Annotated in this window: 10 protein-coding genes; 3 read left to right on the top strand and 7 right to left on the bottom strand. The window is 63.7% G+C overall.

What is annotated here, in order from left to right; all coding sequences use genetic code 11:
* Positions 1 to 181 precede the first annotated feature (181 nt).
* Both ispH and hpnH read left to right on the top strand, forming a co-directional pair.
* Positions 182 to 1,108, top strand: coding sequence for a 4-hydroxy-3-methylbut-2-enyl diphosphate reductase (ispH, locus tag RAD16_RS09015; RefSeq protein WP_458157526.1), 927 nt, complete (start codon positions 182 to 184; stop codon positions 1,106 to 1,108).
* Positions 1,109 to 1,143: 35 nt separating this feature from the next.
* Complete coding sequence (hpnH, locus tag RAD16_RS09010; RefSeq protein WP_326899598.1) at positions 1,144 to 2,304, top strand: adenosyl-hopene transferase HpnH; 1,161 nt, start codon at positions 1,144 to 1,146, stop codon at positions 2,302 to 2,304.
* Positions 2,305 to 2,941: 637 nt separating this feature from the next.
* Here hpnH and RAD16_RS09005 read toward each other — a convergent pair.
* The 5 genes from RAD16_RS09005 to RAD16_RS08985 form a co-directional block, all read right to left on the bottom strand.
* On the bottom strand, positions 2,942 to 3,610 hold the full coding sequence (locus RAD16_RS09005) for a transposase (protein ID WP_458157525.1): 669 nt from the start codon (positions 3,608 to 3,610) through the stop codon (positions 2,942 to 2,944).
* Between the two features lie 296 nt (positions 3,611 to 3,906).
* Positions 3,907 to 5,256 carry a carbohydrate porin gene (locus RAD16_RS09000; protein WP_458157524.1) on the bottom strand — a complete coding sequence of 450 codons (1,350 nt, stop codon included), beginning with the start codon at positions 5,254 to 5,256 and terminating at the stop codon, positions 3,907 to 3,909.
* A gap of 149 nt (positions 5,257 to 5,405) precedes the next feature.
* Entirely contained in the window at positions 5,406 to 6,464 is a 1,059-nt protein-coding gene (locus tag RAD16_RS08995) for an ABC transporter permease (protein ID WP_458157523.1), read from the bottom strand.
* Positions 6,461 to 7,987 carry a sugar ABC transporter ATP-binding protein gene (locus tag RAD16_RS08990; protein ID WP_458157522.1) on the bottom strand — a complete coding sequence of 509 codons (1,527 nt, stop codon included), beginning with the start codon at positions 7,985 to 7,987 and terminating at the stop codon, positions 6,461 to 6,463. Before RAD16_RS08990 ends, RAD16_RS08995 begins: the two co-directional genes overlap by 4 nt.
* 49 nt (positions 7,988 to 8,036) lie before the next feature.
* Positions 8,037 to 8,999: a sugar-binding protein gene (locus RAD16_RS08985; RefSeq protein WP_458157521.1), complete on the bottom strand. Its 963-nt coding sequence runs from the start codon at positions 8,997 to 8,999 to the stop codon at positions 8,037 to 8,039.
* Between the two features lie 258 nt (positions 9,000 to 9,257).
* Between RAD16_RS08985 and RAD16_RS08980 the strand changes: the two genes are divergently transcribed.
* Entirely contained in the window at positions 9,258 to 10,529 is a 1,272-nt protein-coding gene (locus tag RAD16_RS08980; protein ID WP_458157520.1) for an ROK family protein, read from the top strand.
* A gap of 91 nt (positions 10,530 to 10,620) precedes the next feature.
* On the opposite strand, the gene RAD16_RS08975 is transcribed toward RAD16_RS08980, so the two are convergent.
* Positions 10,621 to 11,370: a phosphorylase gene (locus RAD16_RS08975; RefSeq protein WP_458157519.1), complete on the bottom strand. Its 750-nt coding sequence runs from the start codon at positions 11,368 to 11,370 to the stop codon at positions 10,621 to 10,623.
* Entirely contained in the window at positions 11,367 to 13,334 is a 1,968-nt protein-coding gene (gene shc / locus RAD16_RS08970) for a squalene--hopene cyclase (protein ID WP_458157517.1), read from the bottom strand. Before shc ends, RAD16_RS08975 begins: the two co-directional genes overlap by 4 nt.
* Positions 13,335 to 13,339 lie beyond the last annotated feature (5 nt).

Raw genomic sequence — 13,339 nt, 5'->3', positions numbered from 1 at the left:
CTTTCCTTTTTGCCGATTTTTTGACACAAAGTGCTGTGCCTCCATGAGCCGGGCCCAGTTGGGGTGGGCGGTTACCGCGTACGCGAGGCCAATGGTGCGGTTATTGCACCTCATTGGCAGTGCCGGAGTGCCGCCGGGGACTTACGAAGCGGATTGGTGCAACTTGCGTGATGGGCGTCCTATGGAAGTTTATCTAGCGCAACCGCGCGGCTTTTGCGCGGGCGTGGTGCGTGCGATCGAGATCGTGGAGCGGGCGCTGGAGAAGTACGGCCCGCCCGTCTACGTGCGCCATGAGATCGTGCACAACAAATACGTGGTCGAAAGCCTGAAGAACAAAGGCGCCATCTTCGTCGAGGAGCTGTCCGAGGTTCCGCCGAAGGCCGTGACCGTTTTCAGCGCCCATGGCGTCGCCCGCAGGGTCGAGGAAGAGGCCGCCGCACGGGACCTTCCGGTGCTCAATGCCACATGCCCGCTGGTCACGAAAGTTCACAATCAGGGGAAGCGCTACATCACCAAGGGCCGCACTTTGGTCCTGATCGGCCATGCCGGCCACCCCGAGGTCGAGGGCACCATGGGCCAGGTTCCCGCCCCAGTCCTGCTTGTTCAAAGCGTTGAAGAGGTTAACGCCCTGACGCTGCCGGCAGATACGCCAGTGGCCTACATCACCCAGACCACCCTTTCGGTGGATGACACCAGGGACATCATTTCGGCCCTTCAGGCCCGCTTTACAGATATTCAAGGTCCGGATATCCGGGATATCTGCTATGCGACACAGAACCGCCAATCTGCGGTAAGGAACTTGAGCAAGCTGGTCGACGTGATCTTGGTGGTGGGCGCTGCCAATAGCTCGAATTCGAACCGGCTCCGCGAAATCGGCACTGAAGCCGGCGTCGCGAGTTATCTGCTTGCCGATGGCAGCGAGCTCAATCCGGAGTGGTTGAAAGATGCCAAGACCGTCGGCGTCACGGCCGGCGCCTCGGCGCCCGAGGTGCTCGTGGATGACGTGATTGAAGCGATGCGGAGAATCGGACCGGTCAAGGTCTCGGTGCTCCCGGGTCGCGAGGAAAACATCGAATTCAGGCTTCCGGCCCAATTGGCTGCGAGCTGACCCACCCGAATTCCAAGCCCAGAAAGAAACTTGTAATGGCTATCCCCTTCTTCAAGGAAATGCGTATCGGCGGCTATTTGCTCAAGCAGAAACTGCTTGGCCGCAAACGCTATCCGCTCGTGCTGATGCTGGAGCCGCTGTTTCGCTGCAACCTCGCCTGCGTCGGCTGCGGCAAGATCGATTATCCGGATGCGATCCTCAACCGCCGCATGACCGCCCAGGAGTGCTGGGACGCAGCCGACGAGTGCGGCGCGCCGATGGTTGCGATTCCCGGCGGCGAGCCGCTGATCCACAAGGAGATCGGCGAGATCGTGCGCGGTCTTGTGGAGCGCAAGAAATTCGTCTCGCTCTGCACCAACGCGCTGCTGCTCGAGAAGAAGCTCGATCTGTTCGAGCCCTCCCCGTATCTGTTCTTCTCCGTCCATCTCGACGGCCTGAAGGACCATCACGACAAGGCCGTGTCGCAGAAGGGCGTGTTCGACCGCGCCGTCTCCGCGATCAAGGCGGCCAAGGCGCGCGGCTTCACCGTCAACGTCAACGCCACCATCTTCGACGGCCACCCGGCCGAGGAGATCGCGAAGTTCCTCGACCTCACCGTCGAGCTCGGTGTCGGCGTCTCGATGTCGCCGGGCTACGCCTATGAGCGCGCGCCGGACCAGGAGCACTTCCTGAACCGCACCAAGACCAAGAAGCTGTTCCGCGACGTCTTTGCGATGGGCAAGGGCAAGAAGTGGAACTTCATGCATTCCGGCCTGTTCCTGGACTTCCTCGCCGGCAACCAGGAATACGAGTGCACGCCGTGGGGCATGCCCGCGCGCAACATCTTCGGCTGGCAGAAGCCCTGCTATTTGCTCGGTGAAGGCTACGCCAAGACCTTCAAGGAGCTGATGGACACCACCGACTGGGAGACCTACGGCACCGGCAAGTACGAGAAGTGCGCCGACTGTATGGCCCATTGCGGCTACGAGCCGACGGCTGCGACCGCAGCCCTCAACAACCCGCTGAAGGCGATGTGGGTGTCGCTGCGCGGCATCAAGACCTCGGGCCCGATGGCGCCGGAGATCGACATGTCGAAGCAGCGCCCGGCGCAGTACATCTTCTCGGAGCAGGTCCAGAAGAAGCTGTCCGAGATCCGCAAGGACGAAGCCGAGGCCGCTCAGGCGAAGGCCGCACGGAAGGCCTCGACCGCCGCGTAAAGCGCGCAACCTTGTAGCCCGGATGGAGCGAAGCGAAATCCGGGACAGTCTCTCCGCGCTGTAAGGCCCCGGATTGCGCTTCGGTCCATCCGGGCTACGAACACCCAAAACAGAAAAGGCCCGGTCGCTGATGGCGACCGGGCCTTTTCTTTTGCTCAGCGATGCGCGGACTCGTTCCTTCTCCTCCCCGCGCTCCCACTAAAAAATGAAAAAACAACCCCATGCACAGTAGAAACGCCGTTGCTCGCCGGCGCGAGGTCCACCCGGTTAGACCATTGCCACGTCGAGCAGATCAGCGACAAGCGAGCATGAAAGGCTGCATCTGCGGTGCGGGTTCGTTTTCGTAACCAGCCGTGTCGTCGGTCGGCCGCGATTCAGACCGGCGCAATTTCGTATTTTACGAATATCGTTTGACGCGTCGGGCAAAACAGTGGCACTATGCGATGCTGGCTCTTTCGGGGGCGACACGAGCTGAACGCCATATGCGACGCGCAAAGTCTTGGTCTTCGCGATCCTCAGATCATGCCGAACCAGATACTTCGTGATTGCGGGGCCGGCAATTTAGGCGACAGTCTGGCACTGTCACTGTAATTACCGGGTCTCACTTAAGGGATGCAGTCCAGTGCATTAAATAGGATCATTCCTCCTCCACCAACGGCTTCGGCCCGCGCTTGGCTGGCTTGAGGACGCGCCCGGTCTGGCGTTCGATACGGGCGAGAAAGCGGTTGTCTCCGAGCGGCCGGCCGATGCTTTCGGCGGAGCGCAGTGCGTCGAACAGATCGGCTTCCGGTTCGGTCGCCAGCAAATCGGCAAACTGCGGAAAGCGATCGTGGATCGGCGCCAGCGCCGTCACGCCGTCGTCCTTGCCGCGCAAATGGGCGCGTGTGCTCGACCAGCGCCAATCCTGTGCCCGCTGCACCAGGCGCGCCCGCACCGGGTTGAGCGACACATAGCGCAGCGCCGCCGCCAGATGCTGTTCGTCCATCACGACGGCGCCGAACCGGCCCTGCCAGAAATGTCCGGTGCGCTTGCGTCGCGCCTGGATGGTCCCGGCATAGCTGCGGTGAACGCGCGCAAGCGCGTGGCGCAACCCATCGGAATCGGACGGCACCAGGATGAGGTGCACGTGGTTGGGCATCAGGCACCAGGCCCACACCTCGACGCCGGCGGCCTTGCAATTCGCCGCGAGCAGGTCGCGATACAGCGCATAGTCGCCGTCCTCGAAGAACGTGCGCGCGCGACCGTTGCCGCGCTGGGTGACATGGTGGGGATGGCCGGGGATCACGACACGAGCAAGACGAGCCATGCCGCATCATGGCCGGGGAATCGTTCGATGTCAATTTAGTGCACTGTCACCGTAATTGAGGCCTCGACCGTCGAGTAAGCAGACGACCTTGTAGCCCGGATGGAGCGAAGCGAAATCCGGGACGGTCTTCGCGTTGCATGCCCCCGGATTGCGCTACGCTCCATCCGGGCTACGGCATCAAAACAAAAAAGGCCCGGTCGCCACCGCGATCGGGCCTTTTCTTTTGTTCAACTCAAGCGCCAGACGGGAAGACCGGAGCGATGCGCGGCTTTCGCATCAGACGGCTTCGCGTCACATCAGAAATGGACCTCGGTGCGCATGCCGAGAACCACGGCATTGTCGGTCTTCACGCCCGCCGCGTTATAGCCGCGCCCGCCGGGATTGATCACATATTGCGCGTCGAACTTGAGGTTCAGCCAGCCGGTCGCCTGCCATCCGTACCAGACTTCGAGCGGAACTTCGTTGCCGCCGGCATTGGGGCTGAGGGCCGCCGAATTCACATGGGTCGTGCCCACCGCGAAGCCGACTTCGTCCTGGGGACGCCAGGTGAACGTTCCGGTATGCCGGAAGCCCCCGGCGATCTGGTAGTCCTGGTACGCCGTCCGGTGATCGGCAACAGTCGTATTGAGGAAGACATACCAACCCTGCGCGCCGGGACCGTCAACAGTCAAGCGCTGAAGGATGGACTCGTAGACGCCGTAGCGGCCGCGTTGATCCCCGAGATTTTGATCGGGGACGCCACCGATGCCCGGAATGGTGGAGATGATACCAGGAAGGCCACCATCGATGGTCGATGCGTTGTCATACCAGCCGCCCAATCGCCAGGTCCCGTTCAACGGTGCCTTCGGTGCCCAGACCAACTCCACCGGCACCAGCACGCCGCTGGCGGGACTTGAGTGAGGAACGCCCGGCAGGAAGTAGACGGTCGAATCGTCTGTCGTCAGATAATTCGGGTTGGCGTCGTAGACGCCGACCGAAATCGTGAATTCGGGCGCGAACTTGTAGTGGACGACACCGGCCCATTGGCTGACCGGCCAGTTATAGATGTACCCACCCTGGATGTTGCCGGGCTGGCCGCCGCAGAAGGTCAGGTTGATGAACTCGCACAGACCGAAGAAGAAGTCGGAGCCGACCGGAAGACGGCCGCCCTTGAGTTCAAGGCGATCATCAAAAAGCTTCTGCGAGTAGTAGAGCTGAGTCAGGCGCAGAATATTGCCGCGGCCGAACACTTCGTTGGTCAGCTGCAAGGCGGGAATGCCCGCCTGATCATTCAGGTTGCGGCCGAAGCGATCGACCAGCGTAAGGCCGACGGTGCCGCCTTGGATGCCCGCGAGCTTCCCCATGTCGAACTTCGCGCCGAACCACAACTGACCAGCGTTCGCCGCAGTGTTCTTGCTTCCGCCCGTGACGTTGCCGACGGATTCGTTACCCAGTGTCAGGCCCAGTTCGATGCCCCGCTCCTTCAGCTGCGTCCTGCCGAGATCGCCAAACAGATACGGTCTCGTCCAGAAATCGTCGGTCTCCGCATACGGAACAGGCGCAGCTTTCGTCGCGAAATCGGCCGCATGTACGTCACCGCCAAACAGCGATGACAAAACAATCCCCGCACCGCACGCACCTGCGATGTTCACAAACCTGCGCAACATTTTCTTCGTCCTCCCGCCGTCTCAGGCTTTGTCATTCTTGCCTCGCGTTCCTGCCCAAGCCCTCGAGCCTGGAACGCGCTCCTTCCCCAGCACACCGTCGCAGCCGCGCGCCCACGAAGCTGCTGTGCGTCAACTGGAGCCTGGATCCGTCATGCCTGGTCGCCCGTTCTCGCCGGCAACGCGTCCACGCCGCGCGGTGCTGCGCCCTGCTGTCCTTCAACCGTCGATCTCGGCGCCATGCGGGCGAGGCCGGCCAGCGCCATCTTGCGCCGTCGTCGGGCCTGCAACTGATGATCCGCCAACACGCCGATCAGAATCACCGTCCCCATCACGGCAAAGTTCAGGGAATTGGGGATGCCCAGGATATTCACGAGGTTCTGCAGCACCTGCAGCAGCGCAGTCCCCAGCACGATGCCGAGGATAGACCCCTCGCCGCCGCGCAGGCTGCATCCGCCCAGGACGGCGGCCGCGATCGCGTAGAGCTCGTAGAAATTGCCGAAGGAGCTCGGAGATACCGAGTTCGTGTAGAACACGAACAGGACCGTTGAAACTCCGGCGAGCCCACCGCTGATGATGTAGGCGGTTGCGATCACGATATTGGTGTTGATGCCCGAGAAGCGCGCCGCTTCCTCGTTCTTGCCGACGGCATAAAGCCAGCGCCCGTAGACCGAGCGGTGCAGCAGCACGCCGAGGACGAGCGCAAGGATGATCAGAAAGATGAAGGTGTTCGGGATTCCCGCCACGTTGCCGGAGGCAATGCTGCTCAGCGTCGCGGCCTCATCGCCGTAGCCGAAGCCGCGCGTCGAGTCGCTCGTGTAGTAGCGGGCGGCGCCGCGATAAATCAGCAACCCGCACAGCGTCACGATGAAGGGCTGCATCTTCAGCCGGGTGACGAGGAAACCCTGAATTCCTCCCAGCGCCAGCCCGCCCAGCAATACGGCCAGCAGCGCCAACGGCCAGGGGACCTGATAAGTCGTCAGAAGGTCGATGAATACGACGCCGAGCAGCGCGAACATCGAGCCGAGCGAGAGGTCGATGCCGCCGGTGATGATCACGAGCCCCTCGCCGAGCGCAAACACACCGAACAGGCCGATCAGATTGGCCATGTTCAGCAAGTTCACCAGCGACAGGAAGGCCGGATTGATCGCGCCTGTGACGGCGGAAATCACCACGAGCAGCAGACCCAGGCCGAGTTCTTTCTTGTTCATGGCGCAGCCGCTTCCACGGTTTCCTGCGCCTGGCCGATTGCAAGCTGCAACACGTTGTATTCGCTGAACTGCGGACGCTCCAGCACGCCGCTGACGCTCCCTTCGTGCATCACCGCGATCCGGTCGGAGACGCCGATGACCTCCTCCATGTCCGAAGAAATCATCACGATCGCGACGCCCTGGTCGGCGAGCTCGCGCATCAGCGCGTAGATCTCGCTCTTGGCACCGACATCGACGCCGCGGGTCGGCTCGTCGAAGAACATCACGCGCGGCTGCATGGAAAGCCACTTGCCCAGCACGACCTTTTGCTGGTTGCCGCCGGAGAGCGTCACGGCCTCCATATCGATGCTCGGCACCTTGATGGAGAGGCGCCTCACCTGCTCTTTCGCGACCTTGCGCTCGGCCGGGCCGCTGACCAGCCACATCCGCGCATAATTCAGCAGGCTGGCCAGCGTCACGTTCTCCCGGATCGGCAGCTCCAGCACGAGCCCGGATTTCTTGCGGTCCTCCGGCATCAGATAGATGCCTTGCCTGATCGCATCCCGCGGCGAGGCGACATCGACCGGCGCGTTGTCGATCCTGATCTCGCCACCCAGCGGCGGGTCGATGCCGAAAGCCGCGCGGGCAAGGGAGGTGCGACCAGCGCCCACCAGCCCTGCCAGTCCGAGGATTTCGCCATGCCGCACGGAAAGATCGATCTGCCGGTCGGGAAAGGCCGATGTCACGAGGCCGACGATGTCGCAGCCGCCCGGCTGCGGCGGCCGCTTCGGCGGCGTATGCAGCGCCTTCAGGTCGCGCCCGATCATCAGCCGGATCATTGCGGCATGGCTGAGCTTGTCCCGCGCCAGCTCTCCCACCGTGCGCCCGTCGCGGAGCACCACGACGCGGTCGGCGCAGGTCATGATCTCGCTGAGCCGGTGAGAGATGTAGATCACCGAGATGCCGTGCGCCTTCAGATCGGCAATCACCTCCAGCAATCGTTCAGTCTCCGAAATCGTCAGGCTGGAGGTCGGCTCGTCCATGATGATCACGCGGGCGTCGATCGAGAGCGCCTTGGCGATCTCCACCAACTGACGCTCGGCGATCGACAAATTGTCGACCAGCGTGTCCGGGGTGAAGTCGGCACCCAGCCGCTCCAGCAGCGGCGTCACGCGGGCGCGCATCTCCGCGTCGTCCACCAGCTTCAGCGGGCCGCCGACGAGCCTCTCGCGTCCGATGAAGACGTTCGCGGCGACGTCGAGATTTTCGAACAGGTTCAGTTCCTGATGCACGAAGGCGATGCCGGCCTGCGTCGCCTCGTTCACCGTCATGCGGGCGTGGTCGGCGCCACCGATGCGGATCACGCCCTCGCTCGGCGCGATCACGCCACCCAGCACGCGCATCAGCGTCGATTTGCCGGCGCCGTTCTCGCCGATCAGGCCCAACACCTCGCCGCGGTAGACACGCAGACTGACGTCGTCGAGGGCCATGACGCCGGGATAGGACTTGCTGATCCCGGCGAGTTCGAACAGGATTTCCGCCATTCATTCCTCCCGCATGACGCCCGGCGGCCGTGCCGCCGGGCGCTGAATGTCACTTCTTCAGGAGGTCCTTCAGATTGGCGGTGAAGTCGGCGACGTTGGACTTGCTGATCACCTTGGTCGGCACGATCAGCTTGCCGCCCGCCGGGATCCAGGACTTGTCGCCGTTCAGCGTCTTGATGATGTTGGTGGCGGAGAGATAGCCGAACTCGTACGGCTGCTGCACCACCGTAGACTCGATCGTGCCGTCGGAGACGCCCCGCAGCGTGCGCTGGTCCTCGTCGAAGCCGACGATCTTCACCTTGCCGGCCTTGCCCGCCGCCTTGACCGCGTCATAGATCAGCGGTGTTTCGTAGCTCCAAAGGCCGGACAACAGCGCAATGTCGGGATATTTGACGAGCACGTTCTCCATGTTCGCCTTGGCCTTGGCGAAGTCCACCTGGTCGGTGAACACGTCGACCAGCTCGACCTTGGTGCCGGCGATCGCGTCCTTGATCCCCTGCACCCGCTCGCGGGCATTGTCCGCGTCCATCGTGCCGACGAACAGCGCGATCTTGCCGCCGTTCGGCAGTGCCTTCTTGATCTCCTCGCCTGCTTGCCTCCCGGCCGCGACGTTGTCGGTGCCGATATAGGCGAGACGATTGCTCTGCGGCGCGTCGCTGTCCGTCGTGATCAACACGGTCTTGGCCGCAACCTTGTTGAGCTGTTCGGTCGCGTGCGGCGCATCGTCGACCGAGATGGAGATGCCGGCGACGCCGCGCACCAGCAGGTCGTCCAACTCGCGCCGCTGGCCCGCCGCCGTGCCCTCGTTGGTGACGATCAATTCGATATTGTAGTCCGGGTGCTCCTTCTGCGCCTTTTCGAGCCCGCGGCCGGCGATGGTCCAGAAGTCGGCCGCAACATTGGTGACCAGCGCGATGGTCTTCTTCTGCTGGGCCTGCGCCATCCCCGTCGCCATTGCGAGCGCGGCGGTTGCGAGCAGCGGCACTAGCAATTTCTTCATCGATTCGTTCATGTTCACCTCCCTATGGTCACCCCGGATGAGGGGGCCTCTCGACGCTTTTGCGTCTTATTTTATTTACGCAGCGAACAAATGTCGCAGAGCAAAAACATCGAAATCAGGATGTACTGGCTCTTCCTTCAAGCAGAAATAGTACATGAGGCATGATGATAGTAAATACGGCTTGCAGACGACGCCTTCTGGCTGTGCTTTTCCGATCACACCACCCATCCATGCGCACATTAACTTCACTTACTGAATTAAAGAGACAACATGGCTGACCAAATTGAACCGCCGAGACGCCTTTCAAGCATCGCCCGCGGCGGCTCGAACCGCGGTCGCCTGGTCGAAGTCTTGCGACGCCAGGGGCCGTTGCCGCGTGTGGAGCTCGCCCGGAGTACGGGATTGAGTTTCCCCGCCGTTTCCGGCCTGACGTCGAGACTGATCGCGGAAGAGTTGCTGTGCGAGACCGAGACAGCAGCAAGCTCAGGGTCCGAGGACACGGACGAAGACGATGCGGACGGGCTGAACGGCCGCCGCCGTGGCCGGCCGGCCGTGCTGCTGACCCTGAACCCCGAGTTCGGCCGCATCATCGCGGTCTCGCTGCGCATGAATCTGATTGAAACGCTGATCGCGGATTTCAGCGGCTCTGGCCTCGCACAATCGCGGCTCGAAATCGCGACGCGGGCTCTCGATGCGGGCGCGTTGTGCGATCTTGTGATTGCGCAGATCGATGCGATGCTCGAGGCGACGGCCACACCGCGCGATCGCCTGTTGGGAATAGGGATTGCCCTGCAGGGTATCGTGAACGCGGACACCGGCCGGCATCTGTGGAGTCCGGCGCTGTCCGTCACCGATGTCGATCTGGTGAAGCCGGTGCGCCAGGCCTTCGGCGCCGAAGTCGTGATGGCGAATGACGCTGTCGCGGTTGCGCTCGCCCTCTCCGCCGCGGAGCCGTCACTGGCGCAGGGCCTCTCGGCCACGATCATGGTCGGCCACGGCGTCGGCATGGGAGTCGTTGTCGACGGTGAAGCGCGCTGGGGCGCCGGCGCCGGCAGCGAGATTGGCCATATCAAATTGGGATCGAACGGGCCGCAATGCCGCTGCGGCCAGCGCGGCTGCATCGAGGCCCATCTCGCCGACTATGCGCTCTACCGCGACGCCCGCACCTTTCTCGACTTGCCGCCGGCGGCGGCGCAACAGCCTTCCGAGGCGCAGATGGCCCTCCTGCGCGAGCGCGCGCGGGGCGGCGACCCCCGTCTCGAGCACGTCTTCCAGCAGGCAGGTCGCGCGCTTGCCGAGGCGGTCGCTGCAACGATATCCGTGCTGCGTCCGCACCACGTGATCCTGGCGGGACCCGGCCTGCAGGCATTTGACATGATGCGCCGCGCCTATGAGGAGCGGCTTGAGCAAGCGGTGTTGCCATGGCTGCTCAAGTCCACGGCGATCTATCTGCGTCCAAGCGAGTCGGCGGCAATTGTCGAGGGCATGATGCGACAGACGCTATGGGTCGTGGACCGAAACCGCATGGAGGCGACCGAGTGAGCATGGGACGCTGCGGCCTTGGCCGTCCCAAAACACAAAAGGCCCGGACGCCAATGGCGACCGGGCCTTTTGTTTTATCGGATCGAGAAGTTCAGGCCGCCTTGGAGACCAGCGCCTCGCTCTCGATGAGCTCGGTGCCGATCAGATAGTCGCGGCAGCCGCGCAAGGAGCGCAGCGCGCGGTTGAAGTCGATACCGGTCGAGACCAGTGCATGCAGCGTCGCCGGATTGCGGACGATGCCGCGCAGCACGGCCGCGAGGTCGATCTGGCCGTTCGGCTTGATCGCGGCGCGGGCGAGCGCCGGCAGCGCGCGGTGGGCGGGATCGCTGATGACGCGGACCGCAGCGAAGGGCAGCCCGGCCTCGGCGGCGTAGGCGGCGGCGATATGGCTCTCCATATCGACGGCGGCAGCTCCCGTCTCGGAGTGCAGCGCCGCCTTGCAGGACCGGCCCGTGACCACTTCCTCGGCGCCGGCGAGGCTGCTGCGCACGACGCGGCGGCGGCCCGAGGTCAGACGGTCGATCAGGTCGTCGCCGAGCGACAGATCAGCGGCCCAGCGGGTGTCGCCGGCGAGCACCTCGGTGGCCAGCACGACGTCGCCGGAACGCAGCGTCGGGTCGAGCCCGCCGGCCACGCCGAACGAGATCACGCCGCGAATCGTTTCGGGATCCACCACGGTCAGCAGCGCCCGCAGCTGGGTCGGGCTGCTGGATGAGCAGATAACAGCCATGCCCGGCCCGGCCGCGATACGGGCCTCCTGAACCAGTCCAGTCACGATCAAGATCGGCCGCGGATCAATGGCATTGCCCGCGGTAAGATAGTCCCCCGTCCCCAAAGTCACATTCCGACCCCTACCACCCTGCTGTTGGTGTTCCGCAAGTTCCGATACCGCGCCAGCGCCCACAACGGAAAGAACTTCGGGTAACCATGATACCGCAGATAGAATACACGCGGAAAGCCTGTGGCGGTGTACCGTTGCTCGTCCCACAGTCCTTTTTTGTTCTGTGTTGCAATCAGGTACTCCACCCCGCGGGCGACGGCCGGGTGATCAACCTCGCCTGCGGCCATCAGGGCAAGCAAGGCCCATGCCGTCTGTGAGGCGGTCGAGGGAGCGGCCTCCCAGCCCTTGTAGTCCAGCCGGTAGCTGACGGCGTCCTCGCCCCAGCCGCCGTCCTCGTTCTGGATCGAGGCCAGCCAGTCGGCGGCCTTCCGCATCATGGGGTCCTCGTGGTCCACGCCGGCCATGTTCAGGGCGCAGAGCACCGACCAGGTTCCATAGATGAAGTTCATGCCCCAGCGGCCATACCAGGACCCTTCGGGGTGCTGGGTCTTGCGGAGGTAGGCGACGCCATCGGCGACGTGCTTGCTGGTCTTCTCGGTCTCGCCGAGCTGCGCCAGCATCGAGATGCAGCGCGCGGTGACGTCCTCGGTCGGCGGATCGAGCAGCGCGCCATGGTCCGAGAACGGAATGTTGTTGAGGTAATATTCGAGGTTGTTGACGTCGAAGGCGGCCCAGCCGCCGTCGTCGCTCTGCATGCCCTCGATCCACTCCCGGCCGCGGTCGATCGCGGCGTCGTAGCCGGTCGCACCATGCTCGCGGCGCATGCGGTCCATCGACATCACCACGACGGCGGTGTCGTCAAGGTCGGGGTAATGGGCATTGTTGTACTGGAACGCCCAGCCGCCCGGGCGCACGTCGGGCCGCTTCACCGCCCAGTCGCCCTTCACCTCGAGCTCCTGCTTCGGGATCAGCCAGTCGAGACCACGCTTGGCGGCCGGCACGGCTTGCGCATCGCCGGCCTCGAGCAGCGCATGCGCGGTCAGCGTCGTATCCCACACCGGCGAGACGCAGGGCTGGCAATAGGCCTCGTCGTCGTTGATCACGAGCAGCTTGTCGATGCCCCGGCGCGTGATCGCACGCGGCGGGAAGTTCTCGTCCTTGCCGAGCGCGTCGTACATCATCACGATGTTGGCCATGGGCGGATAGATCGCGCCCATGCCGTCCTCGCCGTTGAGCCGCTCCTCGATGAAGGCGAGCGCAGCGTCGATCGCACGCTTGCGCAGGCTCTTCGGGAACATCGGCTCGATCACGCGCAGGATCGCATCGAGCGAACGAAACAGCAGGAACCAGGCCATGCTCTGATGCGGCGCCTTCGCAGTCATGCCGATCGAGCGCGGATCCTGCAGGAACAGCTCGTCGATGCCGACGCCCTTCGGATTCCTCGCACGCGGCTTCAGCGCGGCGATCACCATCAGCGGCACCATCGTGGTGCGCGCCCAGTACGAAATCTTGTTTAGGTGGAACGGCGACCAGAACGGCAGCAGCACGATCTCGATCGGCAGCACCGGCACCGCGCGCCAGGTCACGACGCCGAAGGTGGCGAGCAGGAAGCGGGTGAAGACGTTGCTGTTGATCGCGCCGCCGCGGGCATGGATCGCTTCGCGCGCGCGCACCATGTGCGGCGCGTCGACGGAATCGCCGATCATCTTGAGCGCGAAGTAGGCCTTCACGCTGGCGCTCATGTCGAACTCGCCGTCATGCACCAGCGGCCAGCCGCCATGGGCGCCCTGGACGCGGCGCAGATAGTTGCCGATCTTGGCCTCGAGTACGGTGTCGACCGGCTCCGCGAGATAATGGCGCAGCAGGATGTATTCGGCCGGAATCGTACAGTCGGCCTCGAGCTCGAACACCCAATGGCCGTCGGGTTGCTGGAAGCCGAGGACGCCTTCCCTCGCCGACGCAATGCTCGATTCCAGCATCCTTGCGTCCGGGGCTTCGCGGCTGATCGCGTTCACGGAATCCATGTCGC

It is taken from the genome of Bradyrhizobium sp. 18BD (assembly GCF_054185225.1).
The sequence above is the reverse complement of the archived record's forward strand: the minus strand, read 5'-3'. Positions and strand labels throughout refer to the sequence as shown.